The 23,627-nt window shown below is 60.5% G+C and carries 18 protein-coding genes; 7 read left to right on the top strand and 11 right to left on the bottom strand.

Translation table 11 applies throughout. The features are described from left to right. Window positions 1–756: 756 nt before the first annotated feature. On the bottom strand, window positions 757–2,949 hold the full coding sequence (locus LMTR13_RS14950; protein ID WP_083219455.1) for a PAS domain S-box protein: 2,193 nt from the start codon (window positions 2,947–2,949) through the stop codon (window positions 757–759). Window positions 2,950–3,172: 223 nt separating this feature from the next. Here LMTR13_RS14950 and LMTR13_RS14945 point away from each other — a divergent pair, with 223 nt between their 5' ends. From LMTR13_RS14945 to LMTR13_RS14920, 6 genes are all read left to right on the top strand, one after another. Further along, window positions 3,173–4,549 (top strand): ABC transporter substrate-binding protein, encoded by a 1,377-nt coding sequence (locus LMTR13_RS14945; RefSeq protein WP_065728537.1) that lies wholly within the window; start codon window positions 3,173–3,175, stop codon window positions 4,547–4,549. Window positions 4,550–4,957: 408 nt separating this feature from the next. Then, window positions 4,958–6,697, top strand: a complete 1,740-nt coding sequence (locus tag LMTR13_RS14940; protein ID WP_065728536.1) for a pyrroloquinoline quinone-dependent dehydrogenase — start codon at window positions 4,958–4,960, stop codon at window positions 6,695–6,697. 64 nt (window positions 6,698–6,761) lie between these two features. After that, complete coding sequence (locus LMTR13_RS40755) at window positions 6,762–7,121, top strand: c-type cytochrome (protein WP_156795629.1); 360 nt, start codon at window positions 6,762–6,764, stop codon at window positions 7,119–7,121. Next, window positions 7,114–7,920: a substrate-binding periplasmic protein gene (locus LMTR13_RS14930; RefSeq protein ID WP_065728535.1), complete on the top strand. Its 807-nt coding sequence runs from the start codon at window positions 7,114–7,116 to the stop codon at window positions 7,918–7,920. The genes LMTR13_RS40755 and LMTR13_RS14930 overlap by 8 nt, the downstream gene beginning before the upstream one ends. Window positions 7,921–8,185: 265 nt before the next feature. Then, a complete protein-coding gene (locus LMTR13_RS14925; RefSeq protein WP_418219774.1) occupies window positions 8,186–9,643 on the top strand; it encodes an SGNH/GDSL hydrolase family protein in 1,458 nt (485 codons plus the stop codon). A 286-nt stretch (window positions 9,644–9,929) separates the two neighbouring features. Then, the gene (locus tag LMTR13_RS14920; protein WP_335622084.1) at window positions 9,930–10,949 is read left to right on the top strand and encodes an N-acetylmuramoyl-L-alanine amidase family protein; all 1,020 of its coding nucleotides are present in this window, start codon (window positions 9,930–9,932) and stop codon (window positions 10,947–10,949) included. A gap of 38 nt (window positions 10,950–10,987) precedes the next feature. On the opposite strand, the gene LMTR13_RS14915 is transcribed toward LMTR13_RS14920, so the two are convergent. From LMTR13_RS14915 to LMTR13_RS14870, 10 genes are all read right to left on the bottom strand, one after another. After that, window positions 10,988–12,004, bottom strand: coding sequence for a hypothetical protein (locus LMTR13_RS14915; protein ID WP_236843467.1), 1,017 nt, complete (start codon window positions 12,002–12,004; stop codon window positions 10,988–10,990). Window positions 12,005–12,163: 159 nt separating this feature from the next. Beyond that, on the bottom strand, window positions 12,164–12,997 hold the full coding sequence (locus tag LMTR13_RS14910; RefSeq protein ID WP_083219453.1) for an ABC transporter ATP-binding protein: 834 nt from the start codon (window positions 12,995–12,997) through the stop codon (window positions 12,164–12,166). 83 nt (window positions 12,998–13,080) lie between these two features. Continuing rightward, a complete protein-coding gene (locus LMTR13_RS14905; protein ID WP_418219797.1) occupies window positions 13,081–14,277 on the bottom strand; it encodes an ABC transporter substrate-binding protein in 1,197 nt (398 codons plus the stop codon). A 253-nt stretch (window positions 14,278–14,530) separates the two neighbouring features. Beyond that, entirely contained in the window at window positions 14,531–15,658 is a 1,128-nt protein-coding gene (locus LMTR13_RS14900; protein WP_065728530.1) for a branched-chain amino acid ABC transporter permease, read from the bottom strand. 14 nt (window positions 15,659–15,672) lie between these two features. Next, window positions 15,673–16,557, bottom strand: a complete 885-nt coding sequence (locus LMTR13_RS14895; RefSeq protein ID WP_197521155.1) for a branched-chain amino acid ABC transporter permease — start codon at window positions 16,555–16,557, stop codon at window positions 15,673–15,675. 55 nt (window positions 16,558–16,612) lie between these two features. Then, a complete protein-coding gene (locus tag LMTR13_RS14890) occupies window positions 16,613–17,398 on the bottom strand; it encodes an ABC transporter ATP-binding protein (RefSeq protein ID WP_065728528.1) in 786 nt (261 codons plus the stop codon). Further along, a complete protein-coding gene (locus tag LMTR13_RS14885) occupies window positions 17,395–19,365 on the bottom strand; it encodes an AMP-binding protein (RefSeq protein WP_065728527.1) in 1,971 nt (656 codons plus the stop codon). Before LMTR13_RS14885 ends, LMTR13_RS14890 begins: the two co-directional genes overlap by 4 nt. Before the next feature lie 377 nt (window positions 19,366–19,742). After that, window positions 19,743–21,251, bottom strand: coding sequence for an amidohydrolase family protein (locus LMTR13_RS14880; protein WP_065728526.1), 1,509 nt, complete (start codon window positions 21,249–21,251; stop codon window positions 19,743–19,745). 421 nt (window positions 21,252–21,672) lie between these two features. Further along, window positions 21,673–21,921 (bottom strand): hypothetical protein, encoded by a 249-nt coding sequence (locus LMTR13_RS14875; RefSeq protein WP_236843394.1) that lies wholly within the window; start codon window positions 21,919–21,921, stop codon window positions 21,673–21,675. 115 nt (window positions 21,922–22,036) lie between these two features. Next, a complete protein-coding gene (locus tag LMTR13_RS14870) occupies window positions 22,037–22,960 on the bottom strand; it encodes a complex I NDUFA9 subunit family protein (RefSeq protein WP_065728525.1) in 924 nt (307 codons plus the stop codon). A 176-nt stretch (window positions 22,961–23,136) separates the two neighbouring features. Between LMTR13_RS14870 and LMTR13_RS14865 the strand changes: the two genes are divergently transcribed. After that, entirely contained in the window at window positions 23,137–23,532 is a 396-nt protein-coding gene (locus LMTR13_RS14865) for an MAPEG family protein (RefSeq protein WP_065732700.1), read from the top strand. Window positions 23,533–23,627: the final 95 nt, after the last annotated feature.

The following is a 23,627-nucleotide window of genomic DNA, read 5'->3' as shown; positions in this document are numbered from 1 at the left end:
CCGAGCGATGTCGGGTGGAAATTAGGCCTGAGGCCGGGTTTTGCTCACCAAGTTCTGGAGATAACATTGGGTTAGAGCGACCGAAGCCGTTCCAAATTATAGCTCGCTGAATCAGATTTCGCAGTCGACTGAATTCGAAGCCCTGCGCGAGCAACCGAACGCGCTTAGCCGACACGGCCCGGTGTCGCTGCCGGCCTTTGAACGCTCGGAAATGATCGTTCGCTTGACAACGGGTGTCTTTGGCTTCGGCTTAGGAAGGGCAGCGGCAGTGACCTTCTTTGATTTTGGATTGTGCCGATGGAGGTTGATCACCCTCGGGGACTCCAAAGAGCCGGCACTGATGGCTTCCGGCGGAGAAATGCGTTCATCGACTGGAGCAGGCTGCGCTGGCGTCTCGCTGCTCGCAGCGGCAACTTCAAGTCGATCAGCCTTCGCCAGCGCACCATGTGAATCGGAAATGCCTGCGGTCATCTCGGCAAGGGGCGGGACGACCGCTCCTGCACTACGTGGTGGAGTTCTGAGTTCCATTGCCGCCAGCACTCCTACACCCAGTGGGATGAGGAGGCCCAACAACACCATTCTCAGCAAGATGCTCCTCCGACTTAAATCGGTGCCTGTGCAAATTCTCCGATTTAATGAGGCAACTCGGCGGCGGCTCCCGCAACAACTCCACCCACGTACAGGGCGTTTGCTGACAAGATTAACCACCGGTCTCACCTGTGACCCATCTCAAATATTTGAGCCTAGCCCGACGGTTCACGCGGCTGGATTGGACCGGATCAGCCGGGCTTGAACGCTCTCGTCTTGTTCCAGCGGCAGCGAAAATTGAAACACGGCGCCCCGAGGTTCGTTCGCGCCAGCCCACATCCGTCCCCCGTGAGCCTCGACCATCGACCGGCAGATCGCGAGGCCCATGCCCATGCCCTTGGCCTTCGTCGTATAGAAGGCCTCGAATACGCGCTCGACATCCGCCGGATCCAGGCCCGGGCCGGAATCGCGAACCGTGACGAGTACGCCGCCGGCGGCCTCCCTCTCGCTGTTGATCCGCAGTGCGCCTGCCCGCTCCTCGATGCCTTCCATGGCTTCAACGGCATTGAGGATCAGGTTCAGAATCACCTGCTGCAACTGAGTGCGATCGCCTTTCACCATAGGCAAGCCCGGCGCGAGGTCGGTCTGCAGCAGGATGCCATGCTTGAGCATTTCGCTCCGGGTCAGCGCGACCATTTCGAGGATGGCTTCATTGAGGTCGAACCGATCGTTCCGCGGCGGCACCTTGTTGATGAGGGCCCTGATCCCGTTGATGACGTTGCCGGCGCGCTTGCCGTCCTCGACGATACGACGAAGAGAATCGCGAACCTCGCCGAGATTGGGCGGTCGAGCGCTGAGCCAGCGCAGGGCAGCCTCGGCATTGGTAACCGTCGCGGCGATCGGCTGGTTGACCTCATGGGCAATCGAGGCCGTCAATTGACCCATCGTGGTGACGCGATTGGCGTGCGCGAGCTCCGCCTGCATCGCACGCAAGGTTTCCTCAGCGCGCCTACGTTCGGTGATGTGCCGCCCGACGCCGCGGTAGCCGACGAATCGCCCTGTATCATCAAACATCGGCAGCCCAGAGACCGACACGTAACGCTTGCTCCCGTCGGGCGCAAGCCGTGCGAGCTCAAAATCACGGAACGGCAAGTGGGCATCGAGCGTCTCCCGGTGCTTGCGCCAGGCCTCTTCATCAGGCTCCAGGTAAGGCACTTCCCAACGTGTCTTGCCAATCTCGGAGCCCGACCTCGGCGCGTCGGCAAGGTTATCCGCGAACTCCTGGTGAATAAAGCGATGCTGCGCATCGGTCTCCCAGTACACGTCGAAAGAGAACTGCACGAGCGTGCGAAAGCGCTCCTCGCTCTGCCGCAGCGCCTCTTCCGCCCGCTTGCGCTCCGTCAGATCGAGCACAAAACTGACGCCTTGATTTGGGCCCTGTTCGAACATCACCCCGCCGAGCAGCACCGGCACGCGGCTACCGTCTTTCCGAAAATATTCTTTCTCGGACGGTTGGACGGTCCCCGTCCGTCTCAACTCTTCCGCGGCGCGTGCGTCGCGGTCGCGCCATTTCGCTGGCGTCAGGTCGGTCCAGTTCAGCCGACCCGAAGTAAGATCCTCTCGGTCATAACCCAACATATGGAGAAACGCGTCATTGGCCTCGAGAATGCGACCTTCGAGATTCCAAATGACGATGCCGACGATGTTGGCGTCGACCAGGCGCCGGATCTTCTTGTCGCGCGCCAGGAGATCGCCGTGGAGCGCGATGTTCTCCGCGATCGCCTTGCGCCGCCTCGTCGCTTCGAGCCGTGCAAGCGCCAACGCCACCACTGCCAGGACCGCGACAATGACGATGGCGGTCGCGATCAGCCAGGCCTTGCGCTGTTCGAGTACCTTGGCGCGCTTCTCCTGATCCACGAGCAGGAAACGCTCGTGGTCCACCATCTGGTCGATTTGCGACCTTATCTCGTCCAGGCTGCGGATCATCGCCAGCGCCGCCAACCCGGAGGTGCCGGCCGTCTTGACGATGTCGTCGATCTCACGCAGCTTTGCTGCAACTGTCAGCGCCAGATGTCCGGCACGATGGTTCTGCAATGGATCGTTCGCGACCAGAGCCTGGAGCGCCTGCGCGTCTCGTCGTACGCTTTCGTCGGAGATTCCGTAGGCCTTGAGATATGAGGGGTCGAGAGTCAGCAGATACCCGCGCCTTTGGGCCTCCACGTCGGCGATGACCGCCCGCAGCCGATCCAGAGTCTCCAGCACCTGACGGCTGCGCTCGTGCGCTAAATCTGCCGCTTGTCGCTCCTGACGATATTGGATGGCGAGAAGCCCGGTCGCGGCAACCACAGCCAGAAGCACCGCGACCACGAGCGTCAGCGGACGAGCAAACCGCCGAGAGGACTGGCTCAGAAGGACTGACATGGCCTCGGCCTTGGATGCTTGCGAGAGCGGCTGTTTTCTGATGCCGACGCAAAGCATTGCTAGTATAATGCAGACACAGCCAGACCCGCGCAGATGAAGTGGGAACCGGCATGCTCAGCCGCGTAGATTACACCGGCTGGGGGAGCCCGTCAGTTCTCTCGCAAGGGCCAGAACGTCACGGGCGCGTATTGTGAAGGACTGCCCTCAGGCAGGAGCGATCCGCATGGCTCGGGGTGGAAAGTCGCCGCACGGTCGAGGACCGGCCAGCCGGCGCAGCTTCGTCAAGGGATTGGGCGCCGCGGGGGTGGCCTTGCCGGCCCTCGCCATGCTGCCGCAGTGGGGTGTCGCAGAGGATGTCGCCGCCAGCTATGCCAACGCCGCGATAAATTGGAAACAATTTGCGGGCGAGACGATCACGCTCGCGGGCGCGATCCATCCCTGGTCGAACGCGATCACTCCGCTTTTGTGGGACTTCACCAAGCTCACCGGTATCAGTGTCATTACCGACTTCCGATTGGAGACCACGTACCTGGGTGCACTGGCGATCCAGCTCAACCGCGGCGGCAGCACACCCGACGTATTCATGTTCACGGCCTATGGCCAGGGCGTCTCGGCAGGATGGCTCGAGCCGCTGAACGCATACTATTCCGATAAGTCGCTTACTGATCTCCGCTGGTATGACGAGGCCGACCTTATCGAGACAGCCCGCACATTTCCGGTGTGGCGGAACGGCGAACGCTACGCCTGCCCGATAACTTCCGAGGCGGTGACCTTGTTCATCAACGGCGACGCGCTGGCAGCCAAGAACCTGTCGGTTCCCCGGACTTTCGAAGAGCTGCTTGTCACCGCCAACGCGATCAAGACCAATGAGATGTCCGGGATCGCCATGCGGGCGCAGGCCGGCGGCAATTCGTCCCCGCCGGCCATGAGCTTCGTGTTCTCCTACGGTGGGGACATGGTCAAGGACAACAAGGCCGCTTTCGCGAGCCCCGAAGCCATCGCGGCCCTCGAGATGTACGGTCAACTGCTCCGTCAAGCCGGGTCTCGCGGTGTGAGCGGCTATGAATGGTACCACGTGCTGGACGATTTCCTGCAGCGCAAGACGGCAATGGCGATCGACAGCAGTAACTTCGCTACCGACATCTCCAATCCGGCCAAAAGCCACGTTGCCGGACGGGCCGTGTTTGCCGCCTTTCCACATGCCGCCGGTCGCACGTCCGTGCCCTTCATGTCGCACTGGCAGGCGTGCATCAATTCCCAGTCACGACACAAGCGGGCGGCGTTCTTGTTTCTGCTGTGGGCGACAAGCAAGCCGACCTCGCTGCGGACCGCCGCAGCGGGGCTGGCGACGACACGGGTGTCGGCCTGGTCGAGCGAGGACTTCAAGAAGGCGTTCGGCGTACAGGCCGCCGAGGCGGCGTTGACCAACTTGCAGAATGCCGATGTTGGCCGCGCCAAGGCGATCCTTTTCCATCCGTTCTCGAGACCGATCCTGGACGCTTTCATGATCGGCGTGAATGAAGTGGTGACCGGAGCGAAACCGGCGAAGATTGCGATGACCAACGCCGCCGAGAAGGCCAATGCGGCGATCCGCGGATAGCGGAGCTGCCGGCGCCCCCGGGACGTGGTGACCGAGTGATCGGGACTTCAGCTCAACGTTGCCACCGCCGAGTGGCGCTCCACAAAAAAACAACAATCCGGTCAACTAATGGGTGTGCATCGAGGAACGTGTCATGGTGCACCGCACCGACATCGCCGGGCGCAATACGGGGCAGGCAAATCCTGACAATGACGGCCTGTGCCGCCCTGCACTGAATGGCGCCCTCCCCCAAAACAACTTCTCGCGCAGGCGACAAGACGTGCTGCCGTCTTCTCTCGACGCTAGTTCAACCGCTCCACGCCATCTATCTCCAACTCCCGACCCCATGAGGCTCTGACACCAGAACATCCCTTGCAAGGGTCGCGAGAAAATTCGGCCCAACAAACAAACTACAAAGGGAGGACACAGATGACTTTCCATGAACGATATGTCGTCGGCTGCGCCGCGGTGGCGGTGGCTGCCCTGGTCACTGTCTCGCCGACGCACGCTCAAGCGCCGACGCAGCCTCAAGAAGCGGCCCTGAATGCCGAGGCGGCCCAGAACGACTGGCCGACCTATCACGGCACCTACAAGTCCTACCATTACAGCGGCCTCGACCAGATCAATACCGGCAACGTCAAGAATCTTGAAGTTGCCTGGATGCATTTTCCGGAGCGCGCCACCCGCGGCATTCAGTCAACGCCGCTGGTCCTTGACGGCGTGCTGTACTATTCGGGCTCCTACAGCCGTATCTGGGCGCTGGACGGCGCGACCGGCAAGACAATCTGGTCCTACACACCGGAGCTCGACGAGGACCTGGTCTCCAAGCAGACGCACTCGCCCTACAATCGCGGCATCGCCATCGGACACGGCAATCTCTACGTCGGCACGGTCGATGGGCGCCTGATCGCGCTCGATCTGAAGACCGGCAAGCCGGTATGGGACACGAAGCTCCTGGATTCCAAGAAGATGACAGTCGGCTTCACCGGCGCGCCGCTGGTCGTGAAGGACAAGGTGATCATCGGCGCCCAGGGCGGCGAATGGCTCTATCGCGGACCGATCTTCGGCGTGGAAGGCAAGACCGGAGCGAAGAAATGGGAGTTCTTCACGGTTGCCGGGACCGAAGAGGCCATGAAAACCTGGGGTGGTGACTCCTGGCGGACCGGCGGCGGCGGCGGCTGGATGCCCGGAACCTATGATGCGGAAACCAATACGGTGTGGTGGGGCACCGGCAACCCGTCACCGCTCTACGACTGGGCGGGCGCAGACTGGAAGAAGAGCGGACCGCGGCCGGGCGAAAATCTTTATACGACATCGGTCATCGCGCTCGATCCCGATACCGGCAAGCTCAAATTCTACCATCAGGAGCTGCCGCACGATGCCTGGGACTTCGACTCTGCCGTGGGCGAATTCGTCATGATCGACCGGGGCGGCAAGAAGCTCGTGGTGCACGCCAACAAGGGCGGATACATCTTCGTCTATGATCGTTCCAACGCCAAGGTCGAGAATGTCTGGCCATTGGTAAAGAACATCAACTTCGTCAAGAGCATCGATCCGAAGACCGGCGAACTGATCGGTCGCCGCGACTTCGCGGAAGGCAAAGTGGACCCGCCGTTGTGCCCGGCGATCATGGGCGGCATCAGCTGGAACTCTGGCGCGTACAGCCCCAAGAACGGGCTCTTCTACCGGATCGGGCAGGAGTGGTGCATGGAGTTGACCGTCGAGAAGACCACGCCGGTCCTGGAGCCGATGGCTCAGCTCAACATCGGCGCCACGTTCAAGGCTGTGGCGCCACCGGACGGACCGGCCCGCGGTCATCTTAGCGCCCGCGATCCAGTCACCGGCGCCAAGAAGTGGGAGGTCAATTACAAGTATCCGCCGCTTGCCAGCGTTCTCGCTACCGCAGGCAATCTGGTATTCGTGCCGGACGCCGAAGGCGTCGTGCACGCCTACAATGCGGACACCGGCGAAGAGCTCTGGTCGCGCAATAACGGCATGGGACATAACGCCGGCATCATCAGCTACATGGCCGGTGGCAAGCAGTACATCGCCGTACCGGCGGGCTGGGGCAGCCTGGTCGCCGACGAATTTGTCGCGCTCTACGGCGAGCCCTTCAAGAGCATGTCGAAGAACACCGGAGCCCTGGTGGTCTTCGCGCTCAGACAATGACGATGGCAAGGGCGGCAGGGAGTGATCTCTCCCTGCCGCCCATGCGGCTAATACGGATGCTGGAATGCGAATACTGTTTGTAGCTGCTGCTTCGCTGGCCATCCTCTGGCCATGGCTGTCGAGCGCCACGTTTGCCCAACAGTCCGACTCAGCGGACACTGCGAGTCCGCCGGCGCAAGCCGAAGCCTCGCCAAACGACGTCGATGGCCGGAAAATGTTCACAAGCAACTGCGGCTTTTGTCACCAGGATGGCGGCCGCCATGCCGGCCGCGGCCCAAAACTGTCGAAGTCCGAGCGCAGCGACGAATACATCATCGAACGTATCAAGAAGGGCAAGACCGGAGCCATGCCCGCGTATGGTGAGGTATTCAATAATGCCCAGATTGGCGCGCTCCTGGCCTACATCCGAGGGCTGGATGACTAGAGCGTTTTCAGCGGCGCGGAAACCGCGATGTCGCCTCGCCTGCTACGCGGCAAGCCTGTCGCTGCTGATGCTCTGGAACGCATCGGCGCACGCCCGCTCGCTGGAATCGGTGATCGAGCGCGGCGCGTTGACGCTCTGCGCCAGCCCCAACGCGCTGCCGTTTGCAAGCAAGTTCGGACCGGTACCGGGATTTCAGATCGAACTCGGCGAGAAGATTGCCGAGCAACTCGGTGTCAAGCTCACGAGAGAGTGGGTGGTCAGTGCGATCCAGCATCGGCGCGCCGATTGCGACCTCGTGCTCGACGTCATCGCGCGCAAGGATACGGAGCCGCCGGGCGGTGTGCGGGTTTCGCGTCCTTACCATCGCAGCGGCGTCGTGCTCGCGGTGCGCAGCGATTCGCCGGCATCGTCGCTGGCAAATCTCGGTTCCGATCAGCGGGTCGGCGTACCGGTCGGCTCGCTGGTCTCCATGACGCTCGCCAAGGGCGGCGCCGCCACCTCCCCGTTCGTATACGAGGACGATATCGTCGCAGCATTGGCCAATCGCGAGATCGAGGCGGCCGCCGTCACACCGATGACGGTTGGCTGGTTCAACCTGCAGCATGCCGACAAGCCGTTGCGCCTGATTCCGGCGTTCGACAATGATTCTGATTTGAACTGGAACATTGCGGCTGGGCTGCTCCGCCCCGACGACAAGCTGCAACAGCGTGTCGATGCGGCGATCGAGGCCCTCTTGGCCGATGGCACCATCGCGCGGATCTACGCTCGCTACGGCATTGAGCTGCGAACGCCGCGGTGAGGCGCGGCATCGGATTGGGTGTATTGTTATGGGACGTTCCGCGCGCGCACCACTCACATGGGCCGTTGCTCGCATATTCCGCACCGAGATGACGTGCTTCACGGTAAACTGAGACCCGCCACAGGGCCATTGTGCTAGTCTGGCGGAGGCAGGTTCTGCGTGTCTGCGGTCAAGAAGCATGCCAAGGGAACCAAAAAGGCAATGCACCTTTACCGAGCGTGGTTGGCTGATTGCGCTGGCCCTCGTCGTGGGAATGTTGCTCGGCATGGCCGGACCCACCTCAGCACAGTTTTTTAATTTCGGCGGATATCAGCAGCGGCCACAACCGCAACGCGGCGGCGGCTGGTTTGGTAACGAACGCGGTGGCGGCTGGTATGGTAACGACACGTTTGCGCCTTACCAGGAGCACGCGCCGCAGCCCCGTTGGAATGGGCGGCAAGCGCCTCCGGCGCCGCGCGAGGATTTTTCAAAGGCGCCGCCGCCCGAGAAACGCAACGGTGTACCGGAGCGCCACATTCTTGTGCTCGGTGACGCCATGGCGGACTGGCTCGCCTATGGGCTTGAGAACGTCTATGCCGATCAGCCTGAGATGGGTGTGATCCGCAAACACAAGACAGTCTCCGGCCTGATCAAGTATCCGCCGAAGGGCGATCCAGCCGATTGGGCCGCCGCCGCCAAAGGTATTCTCGCCACCGAAAAAGCGGACGCCATTGTCGTCTTGCTCGGGCTTCATGATCGCGCCGCAATCCGCGAGCCGGCGGTCGATAAATCCGACAATAAAGCTGGCGACAAGAAGGACGCCAAGGCCAAACCTGATGGCAAGGCTTCGAGCGCAAAACCCGATGCGAAGCCCGATGGCGCAACCAAGGTGACGGACCCCGAATTGCCGCCAGACGACGCCGAAAACAGTGGTGCGCGGGCCGTCACTGGACCGGAGAAGAGCGCGCGCTCGCCGAGCGGTATCCATGAGTTTCGCGAGAAGCGCTGGGTCGAACTCTACATGGAAAAGATCGAGGAGATGATCGGCGTACTCAAGTCCAAGGGCGTGCCAGTGCTGTGGGTGGGTCTGCCGGTGGTACGTGGCCCAAAATCGACCGCCGACACGGCGTTTCTGAATACGCTCTATCGCGATGCGGCCGGCAAGGCCGGCATCACCTATGTCGATGTCTGGGACGGATTTGTCGATGAATCCGGCCGCTTTTTGCAGCACGGCCCCGATTTCGAAGGGCAGATCCGCCGGCTGCGCTCTTCCGATGGCGTGTACTTCACCAAGGCCGGCGCGCTCAAGCTCGCGCATTATGCCGAGCGCGAAATCAACCGGCTGTTGGCTTCGCGTTCCGCGCCGATTGTGATGCCCACTGAGCCGGCCACGCCCGACGCCAGCGCGCGGCCGGATGAACCGGCGCCGCGTCCGCTGGCCGGGCCGATCGTTCCCTTGACGGCCTCCTCTGTCGGCACGAATCAATTGCTCGGCGATCCGGGAACGCGGCCTGTGACGATGGATGCGCAAGCGGCGCGGGTCTTGATCACAGGAGAGCCCTTGTCGGCGCCAGCCGGTCGAGCCGACGATTTTGCCTGGCCGCGACGCGAAATCGAACGCGAAGGGGCCAAGGGTGGTGAGACGCCAGTGGCATCGACATCGCTCGATGCCAATGCACGGGCGCCGGCGGCACCAAAGCCGAAAAAGCAGCGCCGCCAGAGCGAGACCAACAATCGCTTTTGACGGTTTCCAGGAAATGGCCGAAAGCCTGTTTCAGTGCATAGCTGTGCGCGGCTCCGGAAACCCAGATGTGGCTCAATGACAACACTGACATAAAATCGCGCGATTGGATGCCGTAATCGCTCTCTCCGACTTGTATCCGCCCTCATTGGATTGCGACCCTTGCGTGTCGAATTCGGTAGGTGGGGTACGATATGTTTTCCATCGGCTGTGCCGGGACTTCGTTCGTCGACTTCAAAGCAAACCTCATTCGCATTAGCGCGCCTTTTTGTTCGGCCTCTGGGCGAACATGAAGCGCCGCGCATTCATTTCTGTTCTCGGCGGCATCGCTTCACGATTGCGGCGCCGTGGCCGCATCATGATTTTCGCGATGGCCGCAATGGTGCTTCTGCCGATCGAGGTCAGCGACGCGGGCTGGCTGTCGGACGTCTTCAAGGGCTCGCCAAAAGAAGCCAAAGCGCCAAAACAAGGCAAGCCGTCAAAGCATGTCACTTCGCGCAAGCGAGCCGCCTTGACGAAGCCAGCCGCCTCGCCAAAGCGCCGCACCATAAGGCTTGCGGCCCTGGGGCCGGTCGGCTTGCCATCTGCCGCTTTCAAGCCGGCCGCCCCCCTGTGCGATCCCTCCAAGCTCCGGGTTGTTCTGGATGTGGGGCACACCGTCGAATCAGAAGGCGCGATCAGCGCCCGCAACGTCCCCGAGTTCGTCTTCAATCTGCACCTTGCGAAGCGGATCGAGGAGAAGTTGAAGGCCGAAGGCTTTGCCGAGACCAAGTTGCTGCTAACCGAGGGCAAGGCCAAGCACAGCCTCTTCAAACGCGTCGCCGCCGCCAATGATCTGCGCGCGGATCTCTTCCTGTCGATCCACCATGACTCCGTGCCCAACAAATTCCTCGAGGACTGGGAGTTCGAGGGAAAGAAAAGCCATTTCAGCGACCGCTTCAGCGGATATTCCGTCTTCGTCTCCCGCAGCAACCCGGACTTCAAGACGAGTTTCGCCTTCGCCGAACTGATCGCCAAGGAAATGAAGGCCCAGGGCCTCGACTATGCCAGGCAATATTCCCAGCCCATCATGGGCCGGTACCAGCGCGAGCTGCTGAACAAGGAGACCGGCGTCTATCGCTACGATGAGCTCATCGTGCTGAGAAAAACCCGGATGGCTGCCGTCCTGCTGGAAGCGGGCTCGATCATCAACCGGGACGAAGAGCTCAGGATGAGTTCGCCTGAGCGGCGGGACATTATCAGCAGCGGTGTCACGGCGGCGGTGAAGGCATTTTGCGAGCCCAGATGGGCCATGCTCGGTCCGCTCTGACGGGCGTTAGCGTCGCATCCGAACCCCGCCTGCCGGCTTCAACCCTTTGACGGCTTCTTGATTTCGTCGAATTTGGAAAGCGCTCGTTCAAATTTTTCGTTGAACAACCACATCGCATCGAGAATTTCGCGGTAGGTCGCGGATGTTTTGGCCCGGTCAGCCTGTCCGAAGGTGAAAACGCTGTTGTTTCGCAGATAGGCCATGATCTTCGGGTCGGAAATTCTGTAGTCGACCAGGTTGCGCGAGCCGAGTGCAGACCTGGTCGGGCTCGGGATGATCTGGATCAACTCGAACAGCTTCATTTGATCGATCGGATCCGGCAGTCTTTTCACGATCGCCGGTATTTGCGGGAAAATATCCGCGTGTGCGTTCATGAGGCCATCGCGCACGGCGGTCCAGTGGTTGTACCGATGGTCCAGATTGCCGGCCCGTGCCTCCTCCTTGTCATCGCGGGCGTTCAGTGTGGAATCAAAGGCTGCGATCGACTTCTTTATTGCGGCCCATTTCTTTCGCCCATTTTGATCTTCGGATACGCCTGTTTGCAAGCTGCCCTTGTATTTGTTCGAGCGCGCATTCCCGATGTTCTGATTGCCATTTGTCTCGGCAAAGAACAGGCCCAGGCTGATCCGGCCTGCTGCTTCGGCATTGGCCGCATCGAGGCCCTTGGCTCGCGCAATGGCAGTGCCCAGGTCGACAACGTCCTTGAATGGAGTATCCGAGTTTTGCGCGCTGGCGGGCGGCGCTTGCATCAGGTCAAAAAGTCTCCTGTACTCGTCGAGCAGCGGCTCATTGTCGGCGCTAAAGTACGCCGGAGGGATTCCGTATTTGTTGGGCCTGCCGATCCTGGACGGAAGAGCGTCGGTGAGATCCTTGTACGCGCTCATCATGCTGTTGCGCGCAAGGTAGAGGGCTTGTCCCGGCAAGTTCGGCAGCCGCTGGTTCGAATTGATCTGCGCGCGCCGCTGGCCTAGGATCGACTCAAAGTTGCTTCGTGCGTTACTGTATGTATTGAGCGCATCCGACTGTTTTTTGGTGAGTGCGGCCGGCTCGCCCATTGCGGGCGAAATGAAGCTGAGATTGCCGATGGCGGCCGCCACGAGCGACGCGACCGTGCCGACGTTCGCATTGGTTGCAATGGAGGCCGACACTGTGAAGAAGATTCCGAGAGCAAGAGCTGCCGTGGGCGCAGCAGTATGGCTTTTTTTCCCCATGGCCTAAGCGAGCCAGCGCTTGCGTCGCTTGTAGTGCTTTACATCGCGGAATGATTTGCGCTTGTCCCCGGCGATGCCAAGATAGAATTCCTTGACATCCTCATTTGCGGCGAGCGCCCGCGCCTCGCCGTCCATCACTACGCGGCCATTTTCGAGGATGTATCCGTGTCTGGCGTATTTGAGCGCCATATTGGTGTTCTGCTCGGCGAGCAGGAACGTAACATTTTCCCGGACATTGAGATCCTTGACGATCTCGAAGATCTCTTCGACGATCTGCGGAGCGAGGCCCATCGATGGCTCGTCGAGCAGGATCATCTTCGGGCGCGACATCAGCGCACGTCCGATTGCGCACATCTGCTGTTCGCCACCCGACGTATAGCCCGCGGTGGAACCGCGTCGCTCCCTGAGACGCGGAAAATAGCCATAGACCCGCTCGAGATCCTCCGCGATCGCGGACTTGCCGTCCACGCGCGTGAATGCGCCGGTCAGGAGATTTTCTTCGACAGTGAGGTGGGCGAAGCAGCGCCGCCCCTCCATCACCTGAATGCAGCCGCGCCGCACCAGCTCGTTTGGCGACAGCGACTGCACTTCGACACTGTCGAACAAGATAGAGCCCTTGGTGACCTCGCCGCGCTCTGAATGCAGCAGATTGGAAACCGCCTTCAGAGTCGTTGTCTTGCCCGCACCATTGGCGCCGAGAAGTGCGACGATTCCGCCCCGCGGCACATCCAGCGATACGCCCTTCAACACGAGGATGACGTGATCGTAGACAACCTCGATATTGTTGACCGACAGAAATGGCGTTGCCGTTTCTGTCGCCTTGGCGGCCTCGGGGATTGACACGCTGCTCCCTCCAAACTGTTGCGGCTTTCGGAATATCCGGGAGCAAGCGAACGCCCCTCCCGGATCGCCGAGATGTTTCAGCTCTCTTTCGAGCAGTCGCGCGGCTGAATCTTCTTGTCCGCGGCATACTTCGCGGAAACCTCTTCAACGAGCGGTTCGGTCTCGGACTGGTTGGCCGTGTACCAGTCGGAGATGACCTTCCAGCCCTTGCCGTCCCACTGCTGTACGCGCCCGTCCCGCGCGCCCTCGTGGTCGGAGCAGGAAATCTTGATCGGCTTCAACATGCCCTCGAAGCCGAGTTCCTTGATGCGTGCATCGGTGAGGTTCAGATTCTCAAGCCCCCAGCGGACCTGCTCGCCCGTCAGCGGCTTCTTGCCGAACTTTTCCTGCGCCTTGCGGATCGCTTCCACCCCGAGCATGGCGTTCACCATGCCGCGGTTGTAGAGAACCTCGCCGATCTTGCCAGGCTCCGACGCGCCCTTGCCCTTTGCATAGACGTGCTTCTCGATGTCGGCATGCACGGGGAATTTGCCCGCACCATGCTGAAGCATCAGCGCCTTGTAGCCGACGGCTTGATCGCCTGCGGGCTCCACATCCGGCTCTGCGCCCGACCACCAAACACCGATCATCTTGTCGCGCGGATAGGCAACGGCCGCAGCTTCCTTGACTGCCGTCCCGTTCATGACGCCCCAGCCCCAGACCAGGACATAGTCCGGCCGGTTTTGGCGGATCGACAGCCATTGCGACTTCTGTTCGACACCGGGATGCGTGACCGGAATCGGCGTGAACTCAAAGCCGTACTTCTTGGCCAGCACCTGCAGCATCGGGATCGGCTCCTTGCCGTATGGGCTGTCGTGATAGAGCAGCGAAATCTTCTTGCCTTTCAGCTTGTCGAAGCCGCCCACCTCCTTGGCGATGTGCTGGACCGCGATATCGGCTGCGGACCAGTATGTGCCGAGCAGCGGGAAATTGTAGGCGAACACAGCGCCGTTCTTGGAATCGGCGCGGCCATAGCCCATCGTGATAATCGGGATCTTGTCGGTCGCGGTCTTTTCGGTGAGGGCGAATGTAATGCCGGTCGACAGCGGATTGATGAAGGCTGCACCGGTCGGGCCCTTGCCTTTGAGACGCTCGTAACACTCAACGCCCTTGTCGGTGGCGTAACCGGTCTCGCATTCCTCGACCAAGAGCTTGACGCCGTTGATGCCGCCGTCGCGCTCATTGACAAGGTTGTAATAGTCGGCCACGCCGTTTGCGTACGGCACGCCATTCACGGCGTACGCGCCCGTCCGGTAGGACAGTATCGGGATGAATTGCTCGTTCTGAGCTGCAGCAGGAGAGGCAAACGCCCCGCCTGAAAGTATGGCTGCGGCCAATATCAGTTTGTTGCGTACCATAGTGAGTCTCCTCCTCGTTTCAGCCCGTTCTTTGCTGTACGGGTCTTGTTATCGCGGGCTTCCTTTCTCCTCTTGCCAACGACCGTCGCTCCGCATTGCGATCTTCGGCTTCGTTCACACTGACCGCCCTTCAGTAGGGAAACGGCCAAAGTCTGAGCTTCTCCTTGCCAATCGATATCAGCCGGGCAAACCCATGTGGCTCCTTGATGAGAAGATAGCAGATCAGAGATCCAAATATGATGAATTCCAGGTGCGTGATCGTTTCGGTCGACAGCGGCACGCCGAGCTCGGACGGAATCCGGTTCAGCAGGATCGGCAGAATGAGGATAAAGGCCGCACCTACGAACGCACCCATGATCGATCCCAGCCCGCCGATGATCACCATGAACAGAAGCTGCAGCGAACGGTCGATCGAGAACGCCAGCGGCTCCCACGAGCCCAGATAGACGAACGCCCAGAGTGCGCCCGCCACGCCGATGATAAATGAAGAGACCGCGAAAGCCGTGAGCTTTGCATAGAGCGGCCGGATACCGATCAACTCGGCGGCGATGTCCATGTCGCGGATCGCCATCCACTGTCTGCCGAGATTGCCGCGAACGAGATTCTTCGCCAGAAACGCGAACACGGTTACAAAGATCAGGCACAGCATATAGCGCTCGATCGGCGTGCCTACGTTCAGACCGAAGAAATCCAGTGTCGGTGCACTGACCGATCCCGACGGCGCATAATTGGTGAACCACGACACCCGCAGGAACACCCAGTCAAAGAAGAACTGCGCTGCGAGTGTTGCAACCGCCAGATAGAGGCCTTTGATCCGCAGACTGGGAACACCGAAGAGGATGCCGACAACCGCCGCCGCGAGCCCGCCGAGCAAAATGGATAGCAGCACGGGCAACGGCGGGATCGAAATCGCGAAGCCAAGCCAGGCGAGCGGAATATGAACGCCGGTCCCCAACTTGTAGGCGGAGTAGGCGCCGATGGCCATGAACGCGCCGCTGCCGAGCGAGATCTGGCCGCAATAGCCGACAAGGATGTTTACGCCGATGGCGGCGAGCGCGAGGATCAGGAAGGGCAGCAGAATGGCGCGAAGCAGATAGTCGCTGCCGAACGGCCAAATGTCGAAGTCTGCCAGCAGCGGTACGCCAATGAAGGCGATACCAAGCAAGATCGCGAGCGCCATACGGTCCTGGCGTATCGGGAAGATCGCCATATCCTCCGCGTAGGTCGTCTTGAATTGGCCAGCCTCACGATAAAGCACAACGACTCCTCGTCTCAGATACGTTCGATGATCCGCTCGCCGAACAGCCCCTGCGGCCGCACAAGCAGCACCGCCAACGCCAGCACATAGGCGAACCAGTATTCGATACCGCCGCCAATATGCGACCCCAGGAACACCTCGGCGAGCTTCTCGCCCGCACCTACAATAAGCCCGCCGACGATCGCTCCTGGGACCGAAGTAAGGCCCCCAATGATCAGAACCGGCAGGGCCTTCAGCGCGAGAAACGTGATCGAGAACTGCACACCCAGCTTGGTACCCCACACAGTCGCCGCAACGAGCGCAACGAGACCGGCAACGAGCCAGACCACAAACCAGATCCAGCCGATCGGAATCCCGACCGACTGCGCTGCCATGTGGTCGTCGGCAACCGCCCTGAGTGCGCGACCGGTCTTGGTACGCTGGAAGAAGATCGCGAGACCCGCGACCAGAACGCCGGCGATAAAGCCGCCCCAGACATCCAGCTTGTTGACCAGAATTCCACCGGGAAAGAGATTTTCAAACAGGAACCAGGCATCCGTCGGAAACAGGCGCAAAGGGTAAGAACCGGAACCGAAGATCATCTGCGCCGCACCCTCGAGGATGAATGTCACGCCGATGGTGGACATGAACAGCGTAAGGCCGTCCTGATTGACAAGAGGTCCGATCACGAACCGCTCGATCAGCCAGGCCGTTATCGCCATGATCACGGCAGCGAAGCCAATGCCGAGGACGATCGCAACCCAAAGCGGGAAGCCGTTCGCCACGAGGAGATCGAGCGAACGAACCAGCGCCAGCCCTGCGAGCAACACCATTGCGCCTTGCGCAAAATTAAAGACGCCGGATGCCTTGAAGATCAACACGAAGCCGAGCGCGACCAGTGAGTACAGTACGCCGGACATCAATCCGCCGATCAGCACTTCGAGAAATTGACCCAATGCGATCACACCATGCTCCCTAGTGCGCGACGCCGAGATAGGCTTCGATGACTGCCTGATTGTTCTTGACCTCATCCGGCGTGCCGTCGGCGATCTTCACGCCATGATCGAGCACCACCACGCGATGGGAGAGATCCATCACCACAGCCATGTCGTGCTCGATCAGCGCGATGGTCGTGCCGTAATGATCGTTCACGTCGATGATGAAGCGCGACATGTCCTTCTTCTCCTCGAGGTTCATGCCCGCCATCGGCTCGTCAAGCAGAAGGAGATCTGGCTCCATCGCAAGCGCGCGGCCGAGTTCGACGCGCTTCTGCAGGCCGTATGGCAAGCGCGCGACCGGCACCTTGCGGATCGGTTCGATCTCCAGAAAATCGATAATCTCCTCGACCCGATGCCGGTGCTCGATCTCCTCCGCCAGCGCAGGGCCGTAGCGCAGCATCTGCCACAGAAGGCCCCGCCGCATCTTCAATGTGCGGCCAGCCATGATATTGTCGAGCGCGCTCATTCCCTTGAACAACGCGACGTTTTGAAAGGTGCGCGCGATGCCGCCACGGGACGCTTCGAACGGCTGCATCTGGGCGCGGGTTCGTCCCTTGAAGGTGATGGCACCGCGATTGGGATGATAGAAGCCGTTGATGACGTTGAGCATCGAAGTCTTTCCGGCGCCATTCGGTCCGATGATGGCGCGAATTTCACCTTTCCTGATGTCAAGCGAAACATCCCTCAGCGCTTTCACGCCGCCAAACGCCAGCGACACCCCCTCGACCTGAAGCAGGATTTCGCTCGTGTCCGGCATCCTCATGCGGCCCTCCCCAAGGGTTCCGTCGCGCCAATTGCCGGCACGTCGCGGATCTTTACCCGCGCCGCGATCACGCCTTTGCGGCCATCCTCAAAAATGACTTCGGTGGAAATGTCGGCTTCATGCGAGCCGTCATAGAGGGCTGTGACCAATGGCGCATAGCGCTCGGCGATGAATCCGCGGCGAACTTTCTGGGTGCGTGTCAATTCGCCATCGTCGGCGTCGAGCTCCTTATGCAGAATGAGAAAGCGGCGAATCTGTGCGCCAGCCATCACCTTTTCCTCCGCGAGGGAGCGGTTCGCTTCTTCAACGCTTTTCGCCACCAGGTCGTAGACCAGTAGATGGCCCGCCAGTTCCTGATAGGATCCGTAGGCAATGTTGTTACGTTCGGCCCAGCTTCCCACCGCAGTCAGGTCGATATTGAGAATGGCGCAAGCGAACTCCCTGGAATCGCCGAAGGCGACCGCTTCCTTGATACTTGGAAAGAACTTCAACTTGTTCTCAAGATACTTCGGCGCAAATATCGTTCCGTCGGCCAGCCGGCCCACATCCTTTGCGCGATCGATGATCTTCAGATGTCCCGTCTTCTCGTCGAAGAAACCGGCATCACCGGTCTTGACGTAACCGTCAAGCGTCAGGGTCTCCGCAGTTTTCGCCTGATCCTTGAAATATCGGACAAACATGCCGGGTGAACGGAATTGCACCTCGCCTGATTCCGCAATGCGAATGTCGACGTTCGGCGCTGCCGGCCCAACAGTATCGGAGTAGATCTCCCCGTCGGGCTGACACGTGACGTAGAGGAACGCCTCAGTCTGACCGTAGAGCTGCTTCAGGTTCAATCCGATCGAGCGGTAAAACGCGAAAAGATCCGGGCCAATGGCCTCACCTGCAGTATAGGCAACGCGCACGCGAGACAGGCCGAGGACGTTTTTAAGGGGCTCGTACAGTATCAAGCGTCCGAGCGCATAAAGCAGCCGGCCTGACACCGGCACCGGCTTTCCGGTCAAAATCGATTCGCCATGCCGTCGCGCAATGCGGAGAAAGTAGTCGAACATACGCCGCTTGATTGGCGCAGCATCCTCCATGCGGATCGTCACCCGCGTCAGCATGTTTTCGAAAACGCGCGGTGGAGCGAAATAGAAGGTTGGTCCGATCTCGCGCAGATCCTGCTCGACCGTCTCACCGCTCTCGGGACACGCCATGCAGAAACCGGCGGCAAGGCCCTGCGCATAGTTGAGGTAATGATCTCCCACCCAGGCGAGCGGCAGATAAGCTAGCGCCACGTCGTTCTCGGTCAACCTGTCGAACCTGACAGTATCCGTAACAGCGTCGATGCACCGTCGCGCTGACAGCACGACGCCCTTCGACGCGCCGGTTGTTCCCGACGTATAGAGGATGATCGAGATGTCAGAACCTTCGCCCTGACGGATGATTTCATCGATCTGCTCGCCTAGCGCAGCGTTGCTTGCAAGCGCAGCCCGGCCGTCATCGATGACATCGTGCATTGCGACCAACCGGCTGTGATCGTAGTCGCCGAGTCCACGCGGTTCATCATAAACAATCTTGCTGAGATGCGGCACCCGGTCGGACACGGACAAAACCTTGTCGACCTGCTCCTGATCCTGCGCTGCAACAAGCTTCACGTCGGCGTGGGCAAGAACGTAGGCAAGCTCGTCGGCCACCGCATCCGAATAGACCGGAACCGGAATCGCACGCAGCGCCTGCGCTGCCATTATGGTCCAATAGAGCTTCGGCCGGTTGGAGCCGACGATGGCGATTGTGTCGCCCGGCTGCAATCCAATCCGCCGCAAACCCGCGGCATAAGCACGAACGATCCCGGCGACCTCGGTCCAAGTCCATGTCTGCCAGATGCCAAGATCCTTATGGCGAAACGCTGGACGGCTGCCAAATTTCGCGGCGTTTCGCAGTAGCAACTTGGGGAACGTGTCAAACGATCCGCCATCGGCCATGTCGGTCTCCAGCCAAAAACCGGCACGTTGGTTCGCGCCTGCTTATGGTGATCTGCGCCCTTCAGGCAACAGCCATGCGAGTTCCGCATGCTCCCCTTGAGAATACAATTGATCGAAAGTCCTACAAGCCCGGTTTGGCAGTCCCGGATGCGGCCAATTGTGTTGGCGCATGTTGCGGCGCAATCATCCTATGCCGGTTGTGGGGGCACAACGGACGTCCCGGGATGTGGGCTATTGGAGCCAAAAAGCAGATATCGCACAAAGCGTTTGGTTTTCATCCAAAACAAAGTTGCCTCTTTCGATCTACACCCTTCACTGCAGCCGCGCCTCGACCGCGCCCGCGAAGCTTGCCCCTCCGCCGGCGCGGCCGTTGGACGTTACGCGGCGCGAACGTAGCCGTAGCGCAGGTTCGAGGGCGCCTTGGCCGCCTGCGTATACTCATTCTTGAGCGAAGCGAGGCGGTCCTCGGAATAGGCCGGCATCCTGGTGTTGTCAGCCGCCCTTAGCTTGATCTTGTAGAACCTCGTGGCATTGCCGGCGAAGATCAGTTGCTTGGCGGCGCTGTTGGCGTCGCCGAGCGGCGCAAAGCCGTATTTCTTCTGCATGTCCTCCGGGATTTCGAGCCGGCGCATCGCCTCGATCTGCCACTGCGGTGAGCCGTACCAGACCGAGTCGGTGCCCCACATCACGTGGTCTACCCCCATGCCCTTGATCAACGTACCGACCAGCGCGGCACAGAATTTCGGATGCGCCACCGCCGAGTTGGCAAAGCATGTACCGAGCTCGGCATAGACATTGGTGACGCCGAACTTCTGGGGGATTTCCGCGAGATCCGTGGCCCACTGGATGCGGCCGGTCTGCTCGAACTCGGCCCACGCCTTGTCGGGCAGTTCGGTGAACGGCCGTAGCGCCGAGTGATAGATCACGAAGTTCATCTGCGGCCAATCCTTGGCAGCCTTTCCGATGTCCCATGCGGTTGCGTATTCCCACACGCCGGCGAACGACGTCTCGTAATCGGGCGGTAGCAGCCCCTTGTGGATACACAGCGTGTTGATGCCGGACTTCACGGCTTTTTCGTAAAACGGATACATCACCTGCTCGTCGTCGAGCCGCCATGGGAACTTGGAGGGCGCCAGCGGATCGCCGATCGTGTAGGACTTCCAGGAATCCGGCTTGTAGACCTCGATCGCCTTGTCGACTTCCTCCATCCAGCCGGGTTGCTTTGGGGTGATGACGCTGTGGGCCAGGAGGCGGCGCGAGCCGGCGAAGTCGTTGATGAGTTCGCGTGCCTTGACGATCTGCTCGTTGGAAAGAAGCCACCAGCTCGGGTCGTCGAACGGCGCGCCGCTCAAGAGCGCCATGTTGGTGTCGCTGTCGTAGTAGATCTCTTTCACATAATTCTGGAACTTGTAGCGGGCGAGCGAGGAGACGCCCTCCTCCTTCATCTTCGGATTCCAGTGCTGGCTCGCAAAGTCCGCCAGCCCCAGCAGCTCCTTGTGATCGAAGTCGTCGCGCACGAAATGGGTCTGAACGTCGAAGATGAACTGGCCGGCGAGGCCTTGCGCGCGCGCCAGCATCAATTCGGGCTCTCGCGCCTCCGCCGGCGCCACCTGGAAAACATTGCCATAGACGTCGTTCATGGCAAGGAATGCCGCCGCCATGCCGCAGCCCGTGTGCAGGAACTGCCGGCGGCTCAGGCCGAGGTGCTTGCCGTTCACGTCGGCGAGTTCGTTGATCCGCGCCTCGACCTTCTTTTGCACGGCGCTCTGCGGGGGCGGCAAATACTCGCCGTTGGAAACAATCTGAGTGGGAATCGGCGTTGCCGCCGATGCCGCCTCCGCGCCTGCGACAAGACGCTGCTCTCGCTCGCTAAGCCAGGTGCTCATTGTTCTTCTCCCCGTTTGGTTGGGCCACGACGGCGCCGGTCGGAGCGCGCGTCAGGCTTGCGCGTTGGCCACTCCCGATCAGTCAGGCGAACGAAATGGGCGGACCTCCCGTTCAGCCACGCATGAGGCCATCCCACTCGCCTCGCGCCCAGGCCAGTTCCTTCATCGCTTCATTCTGTGAGGGTACAGACACACGTGAAAACTACTTACGGTAGTGGCGCATCTTCGCCGAATTCAATGCTCAAATTTCCAATGGCGCAAGTAACGTTATCCGGCAGCCATGCTGTCCTAAAGCGCCCCATTGCGACCGGCAGTTTTGCCCAGCGAGCGCGAAGCGCCTGTCGGCCTTACGAGGCGCTTGTTGCAAAGCGAAACATTGTCCTTCGAGATGGAGGGACCCAACCCGCATCAATTCCCGGGCCTAGATTCGATCACGTAGCCCTTTGACGCCTTCCCCTTCGGCGCAATGCTCGCAGCAGAAAAACGTACCGGACTTCTCCAATCCGTGCCCGACGATACGGATGCCGCAATGATCGCAGGTCGGCGCGAGCGCATGAATGGCGCACTCGAAACTGTCGAAGGTATGCGCCTTGCCGTCCATTGTGACCTGAAAGGACTTGTCATAGTCATTGCCGCAGGTTTCGCATGTAGCCATGGTATCCGCCTTCATCTATGGTCGCCCCCTTCGCATTGAGTGAATAACGGTGTCTCGCAACGGTTGGTTCCTCATTCTTGCGCGCAACATCGACAATCCGCCGTCCGTTGCCGCGGCTTGATCGAGGAGCTCATCCTCCGGAATTTGGCAGCATCTTCTGGAGTATTACCTCGACCGAGTGCGGCGATATCCCAAGCTCGGCAAATCCGGGCATATCCGGCGATGACACGGTGTCGATCTGCATCAGCTCCACTTGATTGCGCGTCAGGAATGGAAGCCGAAGCATTTCGGACGCCCACGCCAGTGCATGCCAGGCGGCAAACGGGACTGGAAGCAGTCGAGGCGCGAGTCCGGCTTGACGCGCCACGGCTCTAAGCAACTCCTCGTAGGAGTAGACACGAGGACCGCCGAACTCGAATATCCCCGGCGTCTCGGTGCGCTGCATGATCCGGCCAATCGCGTCCGCAACGTCATCCACATAGGCCGGCTGCAATCTGGTCTCGCCGCGGCCGAACATCGGATAGAGGGGAAGCTGGCGCAGCAGCTTGAGGATGGCGACGAGAAACGCGTCGTCCGGTCCGAACATCACCGCCGGACGGATGAGCGTTGCCCCGGCGAACGCAGCCCGGACCACCCGCTCGCCCTCGCCCCGCTTTCGGATATAGCGCGATTGTGAGGCGGCATCGGAGCCGATTCCTGAAATGTGGACGAGTCTTTTGACACCGGCCCCGTGCGCATGAACGGCCACCCGCCGCGCGGCCTCGACGTGAACGGAATGAAACGTCTCCGCTCCGCGCTCGATGTAAAGACTGACCGCATTCACGACGCCGTAAGCGCCGGCAAGCGCATCCGCGACCGACCGCTCGTCGTGAATGTTGGCCTCTACGGATTGAAGGTGCGGATCATCAGCACCAGGCAAGGTGTACCCGTGATCCGGATGTCTTGACGCGATCCGAACGGAAAAGCCGCGCGAGCGCAGTTGTTGAACGATGCGGCGGCCCAGAAAACCGGTTCCGCCGAACACGGTGACGGTCTGATCGTTCGTTGCCACCATGGCCCGTTCGCCAGTTCATGTCGCAACCGCCCCATTATAGCGGCTTCGAACCCTGCTGCGAGGAATAACTGCAGGTCTACGAATGAAGAGCATGCTTTGATGGTCCGCCACTGTCGGGGCTGGGGCATTGCGCGTTATGGTGCCGTGCCTCTCAGTCTAACATGGACACACCATCGATGACCCTTGAATTCAAAATGCTTGGGCTCAGTATCTTGCTGGGGCTTGTCCAAATTGTCTTGGCCTCTCACGCGGCGAGCCTGCAACGCGGATACATGTGGACTGCGAGTGCGCGCGATGAAGCCGTTCCGGCTTTAACGGGGCTGGCTGGTCGGCTGGATAGAGCGCTGCGAAACTTCATCGAGACATTTCCGCTCTTCGCAGCAGCCGTGCTCATTGCCCATATTTCCGGAAGGCACGGTTGGATGACCGAATGGGGGGCGCAGCTCTATTTTGGGGCGCGTGTTGCTTATGTTGCCCTCTACGCAGCAGGAATATTTTTGTTGCGCTCGCTGGTTTGGAACGTCGCTACGCTGGGAATTGTTTTGATACTGTTGTCCCTGACTTGGGGATGACGGCTCTAGCGTTGGTCGACATCTCTCCCCGATCACGGGTCGAGCTAGCATTTGCGGAGCGCCGAGTTGGACGGTGCTTGCAGGTTAGCTTTGAT

It is taken from the genome of Bradyrhizobium icense, assembly GCF_001693385.1.
Taxonomy (GTDB): domain Bacteria; phylum Pseudomonadota; class Alphaproteobacteria; order Rhizobiales; family Xanthobacteraceae; genus Bradyrhizobium; species Bradyrhizobium icense.
Note: the sequence above shows the minus strand (reverse complement) of the source record. Positions and strands in the feature narration are given on the sequence as shown.

What these genes read in the sequence shown, in the direction of transcription:
- LMTR13_RS14945 (WP_065728537.1), top strand. Translation starts at nt 3,173, where the DNA reads ATGGCTCGGGGTGGAAAGTCGCCGCACGGTCGAGGACCGGCCAGCCGG.
- LMTR13_RS14865 (WP_065732700.1), top strand. Translation starts at nt 23,137, where the DNA reads ATGACCCTTGAATTCAAAATGCTTGGGCTCAGTATCTTGCTGGGGCTT.
- LMTR13_RS14915 (WP_236843467.1), bottom strand. Translation starts at nt 12,004, where the DNA reads ATGGGCGAGCCGGCCGCACTCACCAAAAAACAGTCGGATGCGCTCAAT.
- LMTR13_RS14895 (WP_197521155.1), bottom strand. Translation starts at nt 16,557, where the DNA reads ATGTCCGGCGTACTGTACTCACTGGTCGCGCTCGGCTTCGTGTTGATC.
- LMTR13_RS14940 (WP_065728536.1), top strand. Translation starts at nt 4,958, where the DNA reads ATGACTTTCCATGAACGATATGTCGTCGGCTGCGCCGCGGTGGCGGTG.
- LMTR13_RS14885 (WP_065728527.1), bottom strand. Translation starts at nt 19,365, where the DNA reads ATGGCCGATGGCGGATCGTTTGACACGTTCCCCAAGTTGCTACTGCGA.
- LMTR13_RS14875 (WP_236843394.1), bottom strand. Translation starts at nt 21,921, where the DNA reads ATGAAGGCGGATACCATGGCTACATGCGAAACCTGCGGCAATGACTAT.
- LMTR13_RS14870 (WP_065728525.1), bottom strand. Translation starts at nt 22,960, where the DNA reads ATGGTGGCAACGAACGATCAGACCGTCACCGTGTTCGGCGGAACCGGT.
- LMTR13_RS40755 (WP_156795629.1), top strand. Translation starts at nt 6,762, where the DNA reads ATGCGAATACTGTTTGTAGCTGCTGCTTCGCTGGCCATCCTCTGGCCA.
- LMTR13_RS14925 (WP_418219774.1), top strand. Translation starts at nt 8,186, where the DNA reads ATGGCCGGACCCACCTCAGCACAGTTTTTTAATTTCGGCGGATATCAG.
- LMTR13_RS14920 (WP_335622084.1), top strand. Translation starts at nt 9,930, where the DNA reads ATGAAGCGCCGCGCATTCATTTCTGTTCTCGGCGGCATCGCTTCACGA.
- LMTR13_RS14880 (WP_065728526.1), bottom strand. Translation starts at nt 21,251, where the DNA reads ATGAGCACCTGGCTTAGCGAGCGAGAGCAGCGTCTTGTCGCAGGCGCG.
- LMTR13_RS14950 (WP_083219455.1), bottom strand. Translation starts at nt 2,949, where the DNA reads ATGTCAGTCCTTCTGAGCCAGTCCTCTCGGCGGTTTGCTCGTCCGCTG.
- LMTR13_RS14930 (WP_065728535.1), top strand. Translation starts at nt 7,114, where the DNA reads ATGACTAGAGCGTTTTCAGCGGCGCGGAAACCGCGATGTCGCCTCGCC.
- LMTR13_RS14890 (WP_065728528.1), bottom strand. Translation starts at nt 17,398, where the DNA reads ATGAGGATGCCGGACACGAGCGAAATCCTGCTTCAGGTCGAGGGGGTG.